The 16,684-nt window shown below is 68.9% G+C and carries 16 protein-coding genes and 1 pseudogene; 14 read left to right on the plus strand and 3 right to left on the minus strand.

Features of this window, described 5'->3' with window-relative positions; genetic code table 11:
- Window positions 1–30 precede the first annotated feature (30 nt).
- A complete protein-coding gene (locus DB354_RS19200) occupies window positions 31–411 on the plus strand; it encodes a hypothetical protein (RefSeq protein WP_107837261.1) in 381 nt (126 codons plus the stop codon).
- A gap of 118 nt (window positions 412–529) precedes the next feature.
- A complete protein-coding gene (locus DB354_RS19205; protein WP_107837763.1) occupies window positions 530–1,183 on the plus strand; it encodes an NAD(P)H-dependent oxidoreductase in 654 nt (217 codons plus the stop codon).
- 47 nt (window positions 1,184–1,230) lie between these two features.
- Here the strand turns inward: DB354_RS19205 and DB354_RS19210 are convergent.
- Window positions 1,231–1,840: pseudogene (locus DB354_RS19210) on the minus strand (pseudouridine synthase).
- A 114-nt stretch (window positions 1,841–1,954) separates the two neighbouring features.
- Between DB354_RS19210 and DB354_RS19215 the strand changes: the two are divergent.
- On the plus strand, window positions 1,955–2,950 hold the full coding sequence (locus DB354_RS19215; RefSeq protein WP_107837765.1) for a zinc-binding dehydrogenase: 996 nt from the start codon (window positions 1,955–1,957) through the stop codon (window positions 2,948–2,950).
- 60 nt (window positions 2,951–3,010) lie between these two features.
- Here the strand turns inward: DB354_RS19215 and DB354_RS19220 are convergent, their stop codons facing one another.
- Together DB354_RS19220 and DB354_RS19225 are read right to left on the minus strand one after the other, a co-directional pair.
- Window positions 3,011–3,208 (minus strand): hypothetical protein, encoded by a 198-nt coding sequence (locus tag DB354_RS19220; RefSeq protein WP_107837262.1) that lies wholly within the window; start codon window positions 3,206–3,208, stop codon window positions 3,011–3,013.
- Between the two features lie 135 nt (window positions 3,209–3,343).
- The gene (locus DB354_RS19225) at window positions 3,344–3,874 is read right to left on the minus strand and encodes a hypothetical protein (RefSeq protein ID WP_107837263.1); all 531 of its coding nucleotides are present in this window, start codon (window positions 3,872–3,874) and stop codon (window positions 3,344–3,346) included.
- 516 nt (window positions 3,875–4,390) lie between these two features.
- Between DB354_RS19225 and DB354_RS19230 the strand changes: the two genes are divergently transcribed.
- The 11 genes from DB354_RS19230 (at window position 4,391) to ftsW (ending at window position 16,668) form a co-directional block, all read left to right on the plus strand.
- The gene (locus DB354_RS19230) at window positions 4,391–4,795 is read left to right on the plus strand and encodes a mraZ (protein ID WP_233256703.1); all 405 of its coding nucleotides are present in this window, start codon (window positions 4,391–4,393) and stop codon (window positions 4,793–4,795) included.
- Window positions 4,796–5,056: 261 nt separating this feature from the next.
- Window positions 5,057–5,977, plus strand: coding sequence for a 16S rRNA (cytosine(1402)-N(4))-methyltransferase RsmH (gene rsmH, locus DB354_RS19240; RefSeq protein ID WP_107837766.1), 921 nt, complete (start codon window positions 5,057–5,059; stop codon window positions 5,975–5,977).
- 14 nt (window positions 5,978–5,991) lie between these two features.
- Complete coding sequence (locus DB354_RS19245; protein WP_107837266.1) at window positions 5,992–6,519, plus strand: hypothetical protein; 528 nt, start codon at window positions 5,992–5,994, stop codon at window positions 6,517–6,519.
- Between the two features lie 3 nt (window positions 6,520–6,522).
- Window positions 6,523–8,616: a penicillin-binding protein 2 gene (locus DB354_RS19250; protein ID WP_107837267.1), complete on the plus strand. Its 2,094-nt coding sequence runs from the start codon at window positions 6,523–6,525 to the stop codon at window positions 8,614–8,616.
- Between the two features lie 101 nt (window positions 8,617–8,717).
- Window positions 8,718–10,211 carry a UDP-N-acetylmuramoyl-L-alanyl-D-glutamate--2,6-diaminopimelate ligase gene (locus DB354_RS19255; protein ID WP_233256705.1) on the plus strand — a complete coding sequence of 498 codons (1,494 nt, stop codon included), beginning with the start codon at window positions 8,718–8,720 and terminating at the stop codon, window positions 10,209–10,211.
- 20 nt (window positions 10,212–10,231) lie between these two features.
- Window positions 10,232–11,710, plus strand: a complete 1,479-nt coding sequence (murF, locus tag DB354_RS19260) for a UDP-N-acetylmuramoyl-tripeptide--D-alanyl-D-alanine ligase (protein WP_107837269.1) — start codon at window positions 10,232–10,234, stop codon at window positions 11,708–11,710.
- Between the two features lie 5 nt (window positions 11,711–11,715).
- The gene (gene mraY, locus DB354_RS19265) at window positions 11,716–12,831 is read left to right on the plus strand and encodes a phospho-N-acetylmuramoyl-pentapeptide-transferase (protein WP_107837270.1); all 1,116 of its coding nucleotides are present in this window, start codon (window positions 11,716–11,718) and stop codon (window positions 12,829–12,831) included.
- Between the two features lies 1 nt (window position 12,832).
- Complete coding sequence (locus DB354_RS19270) at window positions 12,833–13,036, plus strand: hypothetical protein (RefSeq protein ID WP_107837271.1); 204 nt, start codon at window positions 12,833–12,835, stop codon at window positions 13,034–13,036.
- 22 nt (window positions 13,037–13,058) lie between these two features.
- Window positions 13,059–14,396 carry a UDP-N-acetylmuramoyl-L-alanine--D-glutamate ligase gene (gene murD / locus DB354_RS19275; protein WP_107837272.1) on the plus strand — a complete coding sequence of 446 codons (1,338 nt, stop codon included), beginning with the start codon at window positions 13,059–13,061 and terminating at the stop codon, window positions 14,394–14,396.
- Between the two features lie 48 nt (window positions 14,397–14,444).
- Window positions 14,445–15,380 (plus strand): LysM peptidoglycan-binding domain-containing protein, encoded by a 936-nt coding sequence (locus DB354_RS19280; RefSeq protein WP_107837273.1) that lies wholly within the window; start codon window positions 14,445–14,447, stop codon window positions 15,378–15,380.
- Between the two features lie 109 nt (window positions 15,381–15,489).
- Window positions 15,490–16,668 carry a putative lipid II flippase FtsW gene (gene ftsW / locus DB354_RS19285; protein WP_107837274.1) on the plus strand — a complete coding sequence of 393 codons (1,179 nt, stop codon included), beginning with the start codon at window positions 15,490–15,492 and terminating at the stop codon, window positions 16,666–16,668.
- Window positions 16,669–16,684: the final 16 nt, after the last annotated feature.

Genomic DNA, 16,684 nt, shown 5'->3' on the forward strand with positions numbered 1-16,684 from the left:
GCGCCGCCGGGTATCGTGCGCTGCAACCCCATGATACGCTTCTTCCTGCTGTTGGTGTTCCTGGTGGCCGGCTGTGCCACGACGCGGCTCGAATCGCTGGCCCTGCTGCAGGGCCAGACCGAGGCGCGGATGTTCGACGGCCGCGAGGACCGCGGCGGCACCGCGGGTAAGGCGGTCTCCATCGTGGGACTGCCGGAGATCATGACTCGGGCGACGTGGGACAGCCGCCGGTTCATCCACAAGGGTGGCCACTGGCTGCGGTTCGCGAACGGCACGGAGGTCTTCATTCCGCTTGGTTTCGAATTCTTCCAGGTCAAAGGCGTCCCCGGATCGTACGTGGTCCGCCCTGAAGACGTTCCGGCATACAACGCGGTCCGGGAGCGCATGTACCGCGCGTACCGGGCGCCGTGACGCCGCGGCCGGTTTCCGGTGCATTGGAAATCTGGTTACGCCGCAGCCGGGCGAGCGCTTGAGCCAAGGATCGCGTTTCGCCCGGCGCGGGTTATGAGTGTGGGCCCTCTTTTTTCCCGTGTCCTTCACCCTCTCACCTGAAGCTCTCCTGGAAGCCCTCCACTGGCGCTACGCCACGCGGAAGTTCGATGCCGCGCGCAAAATCGCGGCCGCCGATTGGCATGCGCTCGAGCAGTCGCTCGTGCTCGCGCCGTCGTCCATCGGCCTGCAACCGTGGCGGTTCTTCGTGGTCACCGATGCCGCGGTGAAGGAGCGGCTGATGGCGGCGGCGTGGCGGCAGGTGCAGGTGGTGGACTGCTCGCACTTCGTCGTCTTCGCGGTGCGGCGCAATCTCGGCGCCGACCACGTCGCGCGGCACGTGGCGCGGATGGCCGAAGTCCGCGGATTGCCGATCGAGTCCCTCGCGAAGTTCCGCGACATGGCCGTGGGCAATCTCGACCAGGCGCGGGCGGAGGGCCGGCTGGACAAGTGGCAGGAGCACCAGCTCTACATCGCGCTCGGCCAGTTCCTCGCCAGCGCCGCGGTCCTCGGCATCGACACGTGTCCGATGGAGGGCTTCGAGCCCGCCAAGTTCGACGAGATTCTCGGGCTGAAGGGCACGGAATTCGCGAGCGTCGTCGCGTGCGCGGCGGGCTATCGGGTTCCGGATGAGCGCTACGCGCTGATGAAAAAGGTGCGGTTCCGGACCGAGGACGTGATCGTGCGCGTGTAGCACGATCGCCGGTCGCACGGCCCGGGCGTCCGATACGACCGGCGCGGTCAGCCGAGGACGAGCGCGCGCTCGCGGACGTCGAGTTCGCGCCAGGCCCCGGCGGCGAGATCGCCGAGCTGGAATTCTCCGATGCGGACGCGGAGGAGCCGCAGGGTGGGGTGGCCGATGGCGGCCGTCATGCGGCGGACCTGGCGGTTCTTGCCCTCGATCAGCTCGAGCGAGAGCCAGCAGTCCGGCACGTTCTTCCGCTCGCGAATCGGCGGATCCCGCGGCGGGAGCGTGGGCGCCGGCTCCAGGCGGCGGGCGCGACACGGGAGCGTGCGGAAATCGCGGAGGTCGAGGCCGCCCCGCTCGAGCCGGGCGAGGACTTCGGCGGAGGGAATGCGTTCGACTTGCGCCCAGTATTCGCGGCGGTGCGCGTGCGCCGGATCGAGCAGCCGGTGATTGAGCGCGCGTTCGTCGCTCAGCAGCAGCAGTCCCTCGGAGTCGGCGTCGAGCCGGCCGAGGGCGTAGACGTTTTTCGGCAGACGGAAGTCCGCGAGCGTGCGCCAGCGCGAGCCGGGCTCAGGTGTGAATTGCGACAGGACGCCGTAGGGTTTGTGAAACGCGATCAGCAAGTCGGCGCACAAGGTGCAGGGGCGAACCGCCGGGTTCCAAGTGTGAAGTGCGGCGGCGCTCCTCCGCGTTGCGGCGACTCCTACGCGGCGAACCGCGAAATTCCCGAGCGGCGACGGATTTGCGGCGGACCGGGGATTGGGTTACTTCGTCCGCATGCGTTGTGTGCAACTCCCTGCGGTTAACCAGCTCCACGTCGTCGAGGTTCCCGACCCCCGCCCCGGACCGGGCGAGGCGGTGGTGGCGGTGCGCGCGGCGGCGCTGAATCATCGCGATGTGTGGATCAAGGCGGGACAGTACGCGGGGTTGAAATGGCCCTGCATCCCGGGCTCGGACGGCGCGGGCGTCGTGACGGAAGTGGGAGACGGAGTGGACGCGACCTGGCGCGGTCGCGAGGTGATCATCAACCCGAGTCTCGAGTGGGGAGAGAACGAGGCGGCGCAGGGGGCGCGCTTCTCCATCCTTGGTCTGCCGCGGGAAGGCACGCTCGCGCAGAAGGTCGTGGTGCCGGCTCCGCAGCTCACGGCCAAGCCGGCCCATCTGTCGTGGGAGGAGGCGGCGGCGTTGCCGCTCGCCGGGCTCACGGCGTATCGGGCGCTGTTCTCGCGCGCGCAGGCGCAGCGCGGCGAACGCGTGCTCATCAGCGGCGTCGGCGGGGGCGTGGCGCTGTTCGCGCTGCAGTTTGCCGTGGCGGCGGGCGCGGAGGCGTGGGTCACCTCGAGCTCCGACGCCAAGATCGAGCGGGCCGTCGCGCTCGGCGCGAAGGGCGGGTTTCGCTACACCGACGCGGACTGGGCGTCACGCGCGGTGAAGGAGACCGGCGGCTTTCACGTGATCATCGACAGTGCCGGCGGCGCGGAGTTTGGGCGGCTCGTGGACGTGGCGGCGCCGGGCGGCCGTATCGCGTTTTACGGGGCGACGCGCGGCGATCCGCCGACGCTGCCGATGCGCAAGATCTTCTGGCGGCAGGTCTCGCTGCTCGGGACGACCATGGGGTCGCCGGCGGACTGGCGGGCGCTCGTCGCCTTCGTGGAGCGGCAGCAGATCCGGCCGACGGTGAGCGAGGTGTTTCCGCTGGAGCGCGCGGCCGAGGCGTTCGCGCTGATGGAGCGCAGCGCGCAGTTCGGGAAAATCGTGGTGACGATGCCGTGACGGGGCGGCGCGGGCGCGGCGCACGGATTTCGCGCCCGGGGCATGGCCCGCGCGCCGACGCTAGGCCACGGCTGTCAGCGCGGCACCGGCGAGCACCTCGTCCTCGGCCTCAAACCAACAGCGCAGGTCGTCGGGCGGAAGCCCGAGTGCCTGTCGCGCGCGGGCCAGTTCGTCCGCACGCCGCGCGACAAGGATTTCGATTTCGAGCAGATCAGACTCGTGGTGAAGGGCGGTGGGTGTGGGCGTTTCGTTTTTCATGGTCCTGACGGAGGCATGGAACAGCGCGGGGCGGCGCCCGGTTCCGTGCGGAGCCGAAGGAATTCAGGCGGCGCGAAAGATTTTTCCGGTAACCCTGGCGCGGCGCCTGCGTCGCGTTGGAGCCGCGTCGCGGTGCTATCGCTCGACGTCGCCGAGCGTCGCGCCAACGGGGACGACGTGAAACGCGCCCGCGGACAGTCGTGAGCCCGCGCGCGTCACCTCCCAGCGCGTGTTCTCCGCGAACGCGTACCCCGTTTCCGTTCGCACCGGGTCGCGCATCACGGCGACGCGGCGCGGCACTCTCGGTTCGGCCAGGGCGCCGAAGTCGAAGGCGGTCGCGGGATTGTTGGCGCGCGCCGGCAGCAGTCGGTCACCGGCGGGATCGTACACCCAAAGTCGCTGGTCGGCGCACGCGAGAACGGCGACGGCGTGGCCCTGGCCCGTGGCCAGGTTCTGCACGGCCACCACCCATGCGGGGGCGCCGTAGGCTTCCGCCCAGTGCGTCGCCACGGCCGCTGCTTTGGGCAGGCAATCGACGCGCGCGTCGCGAAAGTACGCTGCCTGTCGATTGATTGGGCCCACCACGACGCCGATATCGGAGACCGGGTCCGGCGCGGGAGGGAGTTGAAGAAGGCCCGAGACCAGGATCAGAGCCAGCACGTGCACCGGTCCCCGGGGAAGCGGCGCGGGGTGGGCGCAGTGGCGATGGAAGCAGCCGAATCCCGCAAGCGAGCTGCCTGCAGGAGATTGGCTTTAGAGTTGGCGAACGAAATCACGGCGCGCGGGGGTATGCAGCTCCGGCTACGGATGCCAAGCCGATCGCGCCGTTTGCGTCCTGTTTACGTCCCATAAACGCCGCCGATCCGGGCAATGCAGGCCACTGGCGGATCGTGGAGCAGCCGGTTGGCAACATCGCGAATCCCGGGCTCGTGTGGGGCCAAATGGGAGGGATGCAGGCGGGGAAGTCTTTTCCCCATCGCGGAGTGGGTGCGGACCCACCCGGTTGCCTCGGAGGTGACGGTCTGTGCCTAGCTTGTGAATAAGTTTTCGGGGGCACGGATGTGTCTATTCTTGACCTGGGTGGGGAAAAGTGGGTTGAAATGGGGCACTTTGGGGCGGCTGGACGTCCCGTACATGGCGCAAGCAGGCAAAGCTTTCTACACGGGCCTCTTTAGGCACACGATGGACGACAAGGGTCGGATCACGATCCCGTCGGCCTGGCGTGCTGCGCACGCAGAGAGCGACGCCTTCCTGGCGACCCCGCATCCCGATGGTTACGTGGCGATTCTGCCGCCCTCGGAAGTGGAGCGCCTGCATGCGAAGATTTCGGAGTTCAAGCTGAGCGATGCGGCGGCGCAGGCGTTTGCGGCGCGTTTCTTTTCCCAGACGCAGAGCATCTCCTTCGACAAGGCGGGCCGGATCGGCCTCAGCGCGGAACTGCTGAAGCACGCCGGGATCGAGAAGGACGCCGTGCTCGTCGGCTCGCTGACCAAGTTTAGCATCTACAGCCCGTCGCGCTGGCAGCAGGAGGAAGCGCGGACCGCGGGCGAAAACTTTGGCGACCTTATGCGTCGCCTCGACATCTGATCATGATCCGCACCGCCAAAGACAAACCGGCCGCGGATCGTCAGCCCGTGCGCCGGACGCCCAGCAGCGCATCCGCCGCGGCGCGCCAGAGCTTTCCCGTCTGGGTCGACGCCGGGGAGACCCCGACCACCCAGCCCTCCGCCCGCGGCGCCACGCCGCGGGTGCGTGCCGGCCTCGTGCTCCGTTCCGTGAGCAAGGACCAATCCGTTGAGAGGAGTGTGCCGCATGGCTCCCGCTCTCGATGATCTCCCGGGCACGAAAATGACTCCCGGCCACGAGCCTGTGCTGCTGCGCGAGGTCATGGAGTACCTCGCCCCGCGCGCCGGCGGCCGCTACCTCGACTGCACGTTCGGCGGGGGAGGGCACACGCGCGCGCTGCTGCTGGCGCATCCCGAGACGCACGTCATCGCGCTCGATCGCGACCCGGCCGCCGGTCCGCGCGCCGCCGTGCTGCGCGAGGAGTTTCCCGGCCGCTTCGCGCTGGTTGACCGTGACTTTGGCGCGCTGGCCGAGCTGCCGCTCGAGCACTTCGACGGCATCCTCTTCGACCTCGGCGTCTCGTCGTTCCAACTCGATGAAGTCGAACGCGGCTTCTCGTTCCGCAACGACGCGCCTGCCGACATGCGCATGGACCCGCGCGCCGGCGTTCCCGCGAGCCGCTGGCTCGAGACCGCGACCGAGGAGATGCTCGTCCGCGCCATCCGCGACTACGGCGAGGAACTGCACTGGCGCCGCGTCGTGCGTGCGATCCTGGCCGCGCGTGGCTCCGGCGCGCTTGCCCGCACCGCCGCGCTGGCCGAGCTGATCGCCGAGGCGATTCCCGCCCGCGACCGCCACACCTCGAAGATTCATCCCGCGACGCGCGCCTTCCAGGGCATCCGCATCGCGGTGAACGATGAACTCGGCGCCATCGAGCGCGCCCTGCCCGCCGCGTTCGCCAAGCTCCTCCCCGGCGGCGTCCTTTGCGTCATCAGCTTCCACTCCCTCGAGGACCGGATCGTGAAGCAGTATTTCCGCCGCCAGTGCGGCCAGCCCGAGAGCGCCAGCGACAGCACGCCGCAGGACCTGCGCGTGAAGCTCGCGGATCCGCTCACCCGTCGCCCCGTGGGCCCCGCTGCCGACGAGATCGCCCGCAATCCCCGTAGCCGCTCCGCGAAGCTCCGCGCGCTGCGCAAGCTCTGAACCCTTTCTGCCCCATGAAGCCTTTTGATTCCCAGGCATACGTGAACCAGCTGCTCGTCGGACTGCTGGTCACCATCGGCTTTGGCGGTTCCGTCGGTCTCGGCACCGTCTGGATGCGGCACCAAATCTCCGTCGTCGCCGACCACAACGCTGCGCTCGTGCGGCAGATCAGCGACGTCGAGCGCCAGATTGCCGACACCAGCGCGCTGGTCGAGGAGGCCATGAGCCCGCAGGTTCTCCGGGCTCAGAATGACAGCATGCGCCTGGGGCTCGCCGAGATCACCCAGACTCAGATCCAGCCGGTGATCGGCGATCCCGCCCGCCGCCTCGTCGCCCGGGCCAGCCGCCGCGCGTTCGAGCGCGAGGCGCTCGAGTCGTCCGTCCCCCGCTTTCAACTGACGCTCCAACCCACGACGACCGCTCCGGCGACGGCCGGGATCAGCACGCCGTCGTCCGTCTCCTTTGGCCTGCCGGCCGTGCCGCCGGCGGATGCCGCGACCTCCGCCCGGCCCGGTGCGGTGAAATTCGCGTTCACACCCTAGTCGATGTCCCGCGGCTTCGCCTCCAACTATCGCATCGTCGTCCTCGCGGCCGCTCTCCTCAGCTGCTTCGTGGTGGTGGGCGTGCGTCTGGTGCACCTGCACGTGATCAACCGGGACGAGCTCCTCCGCAGCCTCGCGCAGGCCCGGCGGCAGACGGCGCGCGATGTGGCCCGCCGCGGCGACATTTTCGATCGGAGCCGTGACGTGCGCCTGGCGACCAGCCGGCCGATGATTCGCGTGGCGGTCGATCCGATGCTCGTGCGGCCGGAGGACAAGGCCAAGCTCCCGCGCCTCGCGCAGCTGCTCAACCTTCCGCTCGCCGAGGTCACCCGCAAATTCGAGACCCAGTACCGCCGCATCGCGACGTCCGCTGCTCCGGCCAACGCCACCACCTCCGGCGCGCCGGCGGCCAACGCGCTGCTCAACCTGAACTTTGCCGCCGCGAGCGCCGCCACCGCCAAGACGGCCGAGGCCGACGAGGGCGACCCCGCCTTCGATCCTGAGTTTGCCAAGTCCATCGTGGCCCGGAACTCGGTCGTGCCCACGGCGCCCAATGATCCCGAAGTCGCGAATGGCGAGGACGAGGAGCCGGCGCCGGGGAATACCCTGCCAGGCCACCGCGCGATCCGCTACATGCCGCTGAGCGACGCCGTCTCGGAGTCCACCTTTGCCGAGATCGAGAAGCTCGGCATCCGCGCCATCTGCCCGCCCGAGCGCCGCTACGCCCGCGTCTATCCGCACAACGAGCTGGCTGCGCATCTCGTCGGTTTCGCCAACCGCGTCGGTGACGGCGCGTTGGGCGTCGAGGCTTTCGCCGACCTCTACCTCCACGGCCAGGATGGCTGGCGCGAGGGCGAGAAGGACGGCCGCCGCCGCGAAGTCGCGCGTTTCCGCACCCACGACCTGCCGCGTTCCGACGGCTACTCCGTGGTGATGTCGATCGACGCGACCGTGCAGGACATCATCGAGCGCGAGCTCGACCAGATCGCCCGTACCTACGAGCCGCTCAAGGCCACCATCATCGTGAGCGAGCCGGCGACCGGCTTCATCCTCGGGATGGCCAACTACCCGACCTTCAACCCGAACGAGTACGGCCGCGTGCCGAAGTCGGAGATGAACCGCATGAAGAACATCGCGGTGACCGACACCTACGAACCCGGCTCGGTGTTCAAGATTGTCGCCGCCTCCGCCGCGCTCGAGGAGCGCCTCGTCAGCCCCGACACGCAGTTCAACTGCTCGATCGAGCGCATCTGGTACCGCGAGAAGAACGTGAAGATGCCGCAGGAGGATCATCATTTTGACCATCCGCTCTCCGTCGCCGAGATCATCTCCCGTTCCAGCAACCGCGGCGCCGCCCAGCTTGCGATCAAGGTCGGCGAGGAGAAGTTCGAGGAGTACGCCCACCGCTTCGGCTTCGGCGAGCGGCTCGGCTTCGCCTTCGGCGGCGAAGAGGACGGCATCTTCAAGCCCCGCAAGGACTGGCGCCCGATCGACATCACCCGCATGGCGATGGGGCATTCCATCGCCGCCACGGCGCTCCAGATGCACCAGGCGATGAGCGTCATCGCCAATGGCGGCGTCCTGATGCGCCCGCAGGTGATCCGCGAGATCCGCGACACCGAGAATCACGAGATCTACCGCTACTGGCCGCAGCAGATCCGCCGCGTGATCTCGCCGCAGACGGCGCGCACGATGGCGCTGATGCTCAAGGGCGTTGCGTCGCCCGGCGGCACCGCCGCCACCGCCGCCATCAAGATCGGCGACGACGACTATGAGGTCGCCGGCAAGACCGGCACCGCGCAGAAGTACGTCCCGGTGACGCTCCCGAGCGGCCGCACCAAGCTGATGCCCTCGAAGAAGAACCACGTCGTGTCCTTCGTCGGCTTCTTCCCGGCCAGCAACCCGCAGGTGATGATCTCGGTGATCGTGGATGACGCCGACCACCGCTGCCGCAATGGCGTGGCCTACGGCGCGCAGATCGCGGCCCCCGTTTTCAAGAGCATCGGCGAAAAGCTCATTCCCATTCTTCCCATTACGCCACCCAACCAGCGCGCGAGGGTCGATGTCCTCGCCGCCATTCCAGGAGTCCAACGGTGATCGGCTATCTCACCTTCAATCCCACCCTCATTCACGCGTTTCAGCCGCGTCCGGCGAAGCGCACCCGTCGTGAAGCACTCGCGGTCAGCCGCGTTTTCAAAATGGCACCGAAAATTTCCGACTACTTCCACGAAGGCGAGATCGTCGCCGTGAAGGGCACCCTCGACCGGCCCATCTCGGGCCTGGCCATCGACAGCCGCCGCGTCGTCCCGGGCATGATGTTCTTCGCGCTACCCGGCCACCGGACCGACGGCGCCAGCTACATCGACGAGGCCATCAGCCGCGGCGCCGTGGCGGTCGTGACGTCCAGCATGCCGGTGCATCCTCCGGGCAAGGCGACCATCATCCAGGTGGCCGACGCCCGTGCCACCCTCGCCGCCGTCGCGCAGCGCTACTACAAGTTCCCGGACCGCGACCTGAGCGTCATCGGCGTCACCGGCACCAACGGCAAGACGACCGTCACCCATCTCCTGCAGCACTTTCTCGGCGGCGACCAGCGCGTCGGCCTGCTCGGCACGATCAACTACGACTTGGGCGCCCGCACCGTGCCCGCGTTTCGCACCACGCCGGAGGCGCTCGATGTGTTCGGCATGCTCGGCCAGATGCGCGACGCCGGCTGCCGCCAGGCCGTGATGGAAGTCAGCTCGCACGGCATCGACCAGCACCGCGTGCGCGGGCTGCAGTTCGGCGCGGCGGTGTTCACCAATCTCACCCGCGACCACCTCGACTACCACAAGACGCTCGACGCCTACTTCGAGGTGAAGTCCCGCCTGTTCACCGGCAAGACCGGCTCGCTGCCGAAGGTTTCGGTGGTGAACCTCGACGATGCCTACGGCGAGAAGCTCGCGGCGGAGCTCGCCGCGGAGGTGCCCGGCACCCGGCTCGTCACCTACGGCGAGCACCCCGACGCGCAGGTGCGCGCGGAGCAGGTCCAGCTCAACTTCAAGAACTCCACCTTCCGTCTGGTATGGCCGGGCGGCAGCATGGACATCGATTCGCCGCTCATCGGCCGCTACAACGTCAGCAACATGCTGGCGGCGATCGCGACCGCGTGGGGCCTCGGCCGCGACCCGGTCGTGTTTCTCGCCCGCCTGCGCGCCTTCAAGGGCGTGCCCGGCCGCATGGAGCGCATCGAGGCCGGCCAGCCGTTCAACGTGCTGGTCGACTACGCCCACACCGACGACGCGCTGCGCAATGCGCTCGGCATGCTGCGCGCGATCACCCCGGGCCGGCTGCTGGTCGTGTTCGGCTGCGGCGGCAACCGGGACCGCACCAAGCGCCCGCTCATGGCCCGCGCGGTGCAGGACTTTGCCGACATCGCCTTCGCGACGGCGGACAACCCCCGCACCGAGGCCCTCGCCCAGATCTTCGACGACATGCGCGCGGGCGTCACGGCGCCGGAGAAGTTCACCTGGATCGATGACCGCCGCCGGGCGATTTCCCTGGCGCTCGACATGGCCAAGCCCGGCGACTGCCTCCTCATCGCCGGCAAGGGGCACGAGAGCTACCAGGAGTTTGCCGACACCGTTTTCCCCTTCGACGACCGCCACGTGGTGCGCGAGCTGATCGGCATCAAGGCGGTGAAGGTGTCCTGACGCGCTTCTCCTCGAGCGACATGCCTGCATTCTCGGCCCAAGACCTCGCGACCTGGACGGGTGGACGTTGGACGACGCCGCCCGCGGGACCGCTGGCGCGCGCCGGCTTCTGCGTTGATTCGCGGCAGCTGCGGGCCGGGCAGGTGTTCGTGGCGATCAAGACGCCCAAGCGGGACGGACATGATTTTCTCGGCGCGGCGGCGGCGGCCGGCGCGGATGCGGCGATCGTCGCCGCGGCCAATCCCGAGATGGCGCTGCCGCAGCTCGTGGTTGCCGATCCCGTGGGCGCGTTCCAGGCGATCGCGCGGGAGCATCGGCGGCGCTTCCGGGGGCGGGTCGTGGGTATTTCTGGCAGTGCGGGCAAGACCTCCACCAAGGAACTGCTCGCGCTCCTCCTCGGTGGCAGTGCATTCGGCGTTACCGCCACCGAGGATCATTCTTCGACGTCGGGCTCCGGCGCGGCGGCGTTCACCGGCCGCGTGCTGGCGACGCAGGGCAACCTCAACAATCACCTCGGGGTGCCGCTGACCCTCACGCGGCTGGACTCCGACGCGCACGATTTCGCGGTGGTCGAGGCCGGCATCAGCGCGCCCGGCGAGATGCGGCCGCTGGCCGGGATGATCGAGCCCGACGTGGCGCTGATCACGCTGGTGGCGCCCGCGCACACGCAGGAACTCGGCGGGTTGGAGGGCGTGGCGCGCGAGAAGGCGCAATTGCCCGCGGCGGTGCGCACCGCCGGCGTGGCCGTGTTCTCGCGGGAGACCGCGCGGTTCCCGGCCTTCCGTGAGCTGGGCGTCGGCACCATGGTGATCGAGCGCGCCGACGTGCTGCGTCCCGCGGCGGCGCCGAAGGACACTGTCTATTTCACGCTCACACAGCGGGCGGACCAGACCGCGGTGGCGCTGGCGTATGGCGTGCCGCCCCCGCTGGCGTTCACCTTCCGGCGCGTGTCCGACGGCATGGCGCAAAACGCCGTGCTCGCCATCTGCACCGCGCTCTGGCTCGGCGTGCCGGCCGCGGTGATCCAGGCGCGCCTGGGCGCGTGGCAGCCGGCCCCGTTGCGCGGCGAGATCCGGCACGAACACGGGCGGCTGTTGTACGCTGACTGCTACAACGCGAACCCGGCATCGATGGTCGACGCGCTCGAAGTCTTTGCCGCGATCGCGCCGGCGCACGAACCCCGGCTGTTTGTCCTTGGGTGCATGGAGGAACTCGGCGACGAGTCGCCGCGCTACCATCGCGAGCTCGGCCGCGCGCTGGAACTCCGGCCCGACGACCAGGCGTTCATCATCGGCACGCACGCGCAGGAGGTGATCGAAGGCGCCGTGGAGGCGGGGACGCCCACGCGGCAGCTGCACGTGGCGGCGTCGGCGAAAGCCATCGCGGACTCGGTCCGCTGGTGGCGGGGCGCGGTGTTCGTGAAGGGCAGCCGCCGGTATCAACTCGAACAGGTCTTTGCCGCGGAGGAGGGGAGCCCGGCCGCCGCGGGCGCGCACTAGTCGACATGCTTTCCTACCTGGCAGATTTCGAAGCCTACTTCGGGCCGCTGCGGCTGCTGAAGTACCACACCCTGCGGACGGCGCTCGCGGCGCTCACCGCGCTGGCGATCGGCTTCGCGATCGGCCCGTACCTGATCCGAAAGTTCCGTGAGCTGAAGTTCGGGCACGGCTACATCGACGACCGGACGGGTGCGCTGGGCGCCACCTATTTCGACAAGAAGCACACGCCGACGATGGGCGGGCTCATCATCTTCCTCTCGGTGTTCGTCAGCTCGGTGCTGTGGGCGCGGCCCAATGTGTGGGCGTTCGTCGCGCTGTTCGTTTACGCCGCGCTGACCGTCCCGGGCTTCCGCGACGACTACCTCAAGGTCGTGCACAAGAACCGCAACGGCATCGCCTCCTGGGAGAAGATCGGGTGGCAGACGCTGGCGACGCTGGGCGCGCTGGGCGTGCTGCTCTGGCACCCGGACAGCGGCCAGAAGATCCGCGAGCTGTGGGTGCCCTTCGTGAAGCACGCGGTCATGGCGCAGATGCCGTGGTGGCTGCTGCTCGCGCTGATCTACCTCTGGGTCGTCGGCTTCAGCAACGCGATCAACCTGACCGACGGCCTCGACGGCCTCGCGGTCGGCTGCACGATCACGGTGGCGCTGGTGATGGGCGTGATGGCGTACGTGGCGGACCACGTGAGCCTCGCCGAGTACCTGTTGACGAGCCATGTGCCCGGTGCTGGTGAACTCACGGTGATCTGCGGCGCGCTGATCGGCGGCTGCATGGCGTTTCTCTGGTACAACTCGCATCCGGCGGAGGTGTTCATGGGCGACACCGGCTCGCTGGCACTGGGCGGGTTGCTCGGCGTGATCGCCTTCATGATCCATCAACCGCTGACGCTGGTGATCGCCGGCGGCGTGTTCGTGATGGAGCTGCTCTCCGTGGTGCTGCAGGTGGGCTGGTTCAAGTTCACGAAGCACCGCTTCGGGGAAGGGCGCCGCATCTTCCTGATGGCGCCGATTCACCATCACTTCCAGAAGCGCGGCTGGCCGGAGACCAAGGTCGTGCTCCGCTTCTGGGTCCTGTCGCTCGGGTTCGCACTGGCGAGCCTGGCGACCCTCAAGCTTCGCTGACATGAACTCCCTCCTGCGCGACCTGCACCGCTCCTCCGCGCCCCGGCTGACCTCCGGCCTGCCGGCCCGTGCCCTGCCCGCGTTCGGGCGGTCGACGCCCTCGCGTTCCAGCCTGCCCGTGGTGAGCAACCGCGCCTTCATCGGCGCCTGGATGATGCGCCGCGACCGGCTCGCCGCCGCGGCCCAGTTGACGCGCGGCAACTGACCCTCTCGATCCGGCTTCACGCATGGCCTTCGCTCCGTCCACGTTCCTCTCCGCGCTGCTGGAGCGCCCCGTCGCCGTCTTCGGCGCGGGCGTGAGCGGCGACGGCGTGCGCGCGCTGCTTGGTGCGCTGGGGGCGACGGCGCAGGTGTACGACGCGAAAGGCATGGCGTTCGACGCCGCGGCGGCACGGGCGCACAAGCTCGTGGTGTTTTCGCCCGGCTTCGTGCCGGACCATCCCTGGTTGGTGGCGGCGCGCGGCGCTGGCGCAACCTGCCTCGGGGAACTGGACTTTGCCGCCCTGTGCTGGCGCGGGCGGATCCTCGCGGTCACCGGGACCAACGGGAAGACCACGCTGACCGAGTTTCTCACGCACGCGCTGCAGACGGCCGGGTTCGACGCCGTGGCGACGGGCAACATCGGCCATTCGTTTTCGGCCGTGGCGGCGGAACGGGCGGGCGGCACGCCAGAGACGATCGCGGTGTGCGAGGTGAGCTCATTCCAGGCGGAGACCATCGAACACCTGCAGGCGACGAGCACGCTGTGGACGAACTTCGCCGAGGATCACCTCGAGCGGCATCCGTGGCTCGAGGCGTACTTCGCGGCCAAGTGGAACCTCGTGGCGCACACGCAAGCGAAGGACGCGACGCTCGACCGGCCCAACTTTGCTCCCGGCGCCTTTATTGGGAGTTCGGTGCAGCATTTCGCCGGCAAGTTCGGCTGCCCGACGGAAGGCGTGAACGCGGTGGCGACGATTGGCGTGCCGATCGATGAACGCCTCGTCGGCACGGTGTTCGGCGACTATCCGCAGTGGGAGAACTTTTTGCTCGCCAAAGCTTGGTGGCGAGAAGCGCGGCTGGATGAGGCTCAGCTCATTTCGGCCGCGCGCACTTTCAAACTTGGCCGCCACCGCCTCGCGCGGGTGGCCGAGATCGAGGGCGTCACATTCTGGAACGACTCGAAAGCCACGAACTTCCACGCCGTCGAGGCTGCGCTCGGCCGCTTCACCGCGCCGGTCGTGCTTATCGCCGGCGGCAAGGCGAAGGGCGGCGATCTCGGCGGTTTCGTGCGTCGCCTGGCCGGGCGGGTTCACCACGTGGTGCTCATCGGCGCCACGGGCGCGGAGCTGGCGCGGCACTGTGCGGCCGCGCACGTGCCGCACACCAGCGCCGAGACCCTGGCCCGGGCGGTGCCGCTGGCCGCGCAACTGGCGCCCCGCGGTGGCCATGTCTTGCTCAGTCCCGCGTTCGCCAGTTTCGACCAGTTTCGCAGCTATGAGGATCGCGGGGAGCAGTTTGAAAAACTGGTGGAAACGCTCGCCGCCACGCCCGCGGTCACGAAGGCCGCGCGCGACCCAATTTGAGATAGCATTCCCGTTCGCAACGCTCCACAACCGACCTCCATTCCTCCCATGAAAGTCCTGAAGATTTTCGGCATCGTCGTGGGCATTCACCTGGCCGCCCTGATCCTCTGTGTCGCCATCCCCGGCTGCAGCTCCACGAGCAAGCCGGCACCCGCGCCCGAGGACACCGCCATGCACACCGACGCCGCGCCCGCGATCGCGGTGCCGCCCGCCACGCCGACGCCGGTGGGTGACGCCGGTTCCGGCTACGGACCATTGCCTGCGGCTGGCTTCGACCCGAACGCCCCTGCGGCGTACGCGGGCGGCTCCTCCGCCGGCGGCGTACGCTTCATGCCGACGCGGCCCAACACGCCCGCCGCCTCCGCGGTCCAGGCCGCCCCGGTCGAGAACGTCACGCCCGCCACCACCTACACCGTGAAGGCCGGCGACAATCTCTGGGAACTCGGCAAGCGCTTCCGCACCGACTACCGGGAGATCGCCGCGGCCAACAACATGAAGGCCGGGGCGGTGCTGCATGAGGGCCAGAAGCTCCTCATCCCCAAGAAGAGCTCCACCGCCAAGTCTGCGTCCGCTGCCAGCGTCCCCGCCGCCGCTCCGGCGCCGACTTACAGCGCGCCGGCTCCGAAACCCGAATCCGCCAAGTCCGCCTCCGGGGAGGTCACTCACGTCGTGCAGCCCGGCGAGACCATTGGCGCCATCGCCCGCAACTTCGGCGTCAGCGCCAAGGAACTGGCGTTGCACAACAACATCACCGACCCACTGAAGCTCCGCGCCGGCACCACGCTCAATATTCCGTCCGGCACCGGCTGGCGCTCTGTGTCCAGCAAGTCGGGTTCCGCCGCGCCGGCACCCGCGCCGCAGACGCCGAAGGAGATCCCCAACATTCTCGAGCAGGAACAGCCGGCGCCCGCGGCGCCGACCGAGACCTCGAGCGTGCCGGTGATCAAGATCGACGAGAACTCGGCCACGCCGCCGCAGCCCTGAGGTGCCGGATCCCGTGATCTTCCGCCCGATCGTCTCCCCGGTTCGCCCCTTGGCCCCAACGTGCCGGGCCACGCCCTGCGGCGTGGTCCGCCTCGGCTGACCCGACTTCATGGCCAACGAACGGCGCACTGCCCGCTCTCCCGCCCGCACCTTCTTCAGCCCCGCCACCATCATCGTCGTCTGCGCGCTGGGGCTGACGCTGCTGGGGCTCACCGTCCTGTTCAGCGCCAGCGCGGCGTTCCGCAACAAGGCGGGCGTGGAGGTGCCGTATCTCTACCTGCAGAAGCAGTTCTTCGGCGTGATGATCGCGACCGTCGTCTGCATCTTCGTCAGCCGCCTCGATCTCGACTACGTGCGGCGTTACGCCTGGTGGATCGCCGGCGCCGCGTTGCTGCTCCTGGCGATCGTCCTGATTCCCGGCATCGGGATGAAGGTGAAAGGCTCGAGCCGCTGGCTGGGTTATGGGCCGGTGCGGCTCCAGGTCTCGGAACTCGGCAAGTTCGCGCTGGTGTTCTGCCTGGCGCACTACCTGGCCCTGAACCAGATGCGGATCGGCGAACTGCGGCGCGGCTTCGTCCTGCCGCTCCTGATCGTCGGCGGCTTCGCCGGGTTGGTGCTTTGCGAGACGGACATGGGCACGGCCGCGCTCATGATCTTCGTGGGATTTGCGCTGCTGTTTCTGGCGGGCGCGCGCTGGCGCTATCTGCTGCCGACCATCGGCCTGGCGCTGGGCGGCTTCGTGGTGATCGTGCTGCATTCGCCGAATCGCCTCCGCCGCATCATGGCGTTTCTCGATCCCGAAGGCACCCGGCTCTCGGCCGGCTACCAGAACTGGCAGGCGCTGCTCGCGTTCGCGTCGGGCGGCATCGACGGCGCCGGGCTCGGCCAGGGCCGCCAGCAGCTGAACTACCTGCCGGAGGCGCATACGGACTTCATCTTCTCGATCATCGGCGAGGAACTCGGGCTCTGGTTCACGCTCGGGGTGGTGCTCACGTTCATCCTCATGCTCGTGGCCGGCCTGTTCCACCTGCGCCGCGCGCCGAATCTCTTCCAGTACCTGCTCGTCGCGGGCTGCCTGATGCTCATGTGCGTGCAGGCGATCGTGAACCTCGGAGTCGTCACCGCCCTGCTGCCCAACAAGGGCATGCCGCTGCCTTTCATCAGCGCCGGATTGTCCAACCTCATGCTGATGGGGCTGGTGGTCGGCATCATCATCAACACCCAGCGGAACTGGGGCCGGGCGGTGCTGCCCGACAACGCGGGCGGCATGCGGGAGGTCCTCGCGTGAGCGCGGGGCGCGCCCC

The sequence above is a fragment of the Opitutus sp. ER46 genome (genome assembly GCF_003054705.1).
Lineage (GTDB): Bacteria > Verrucomicrobiota > Verrucomicrobiia > Opitutales > Opitutaceae > ER46.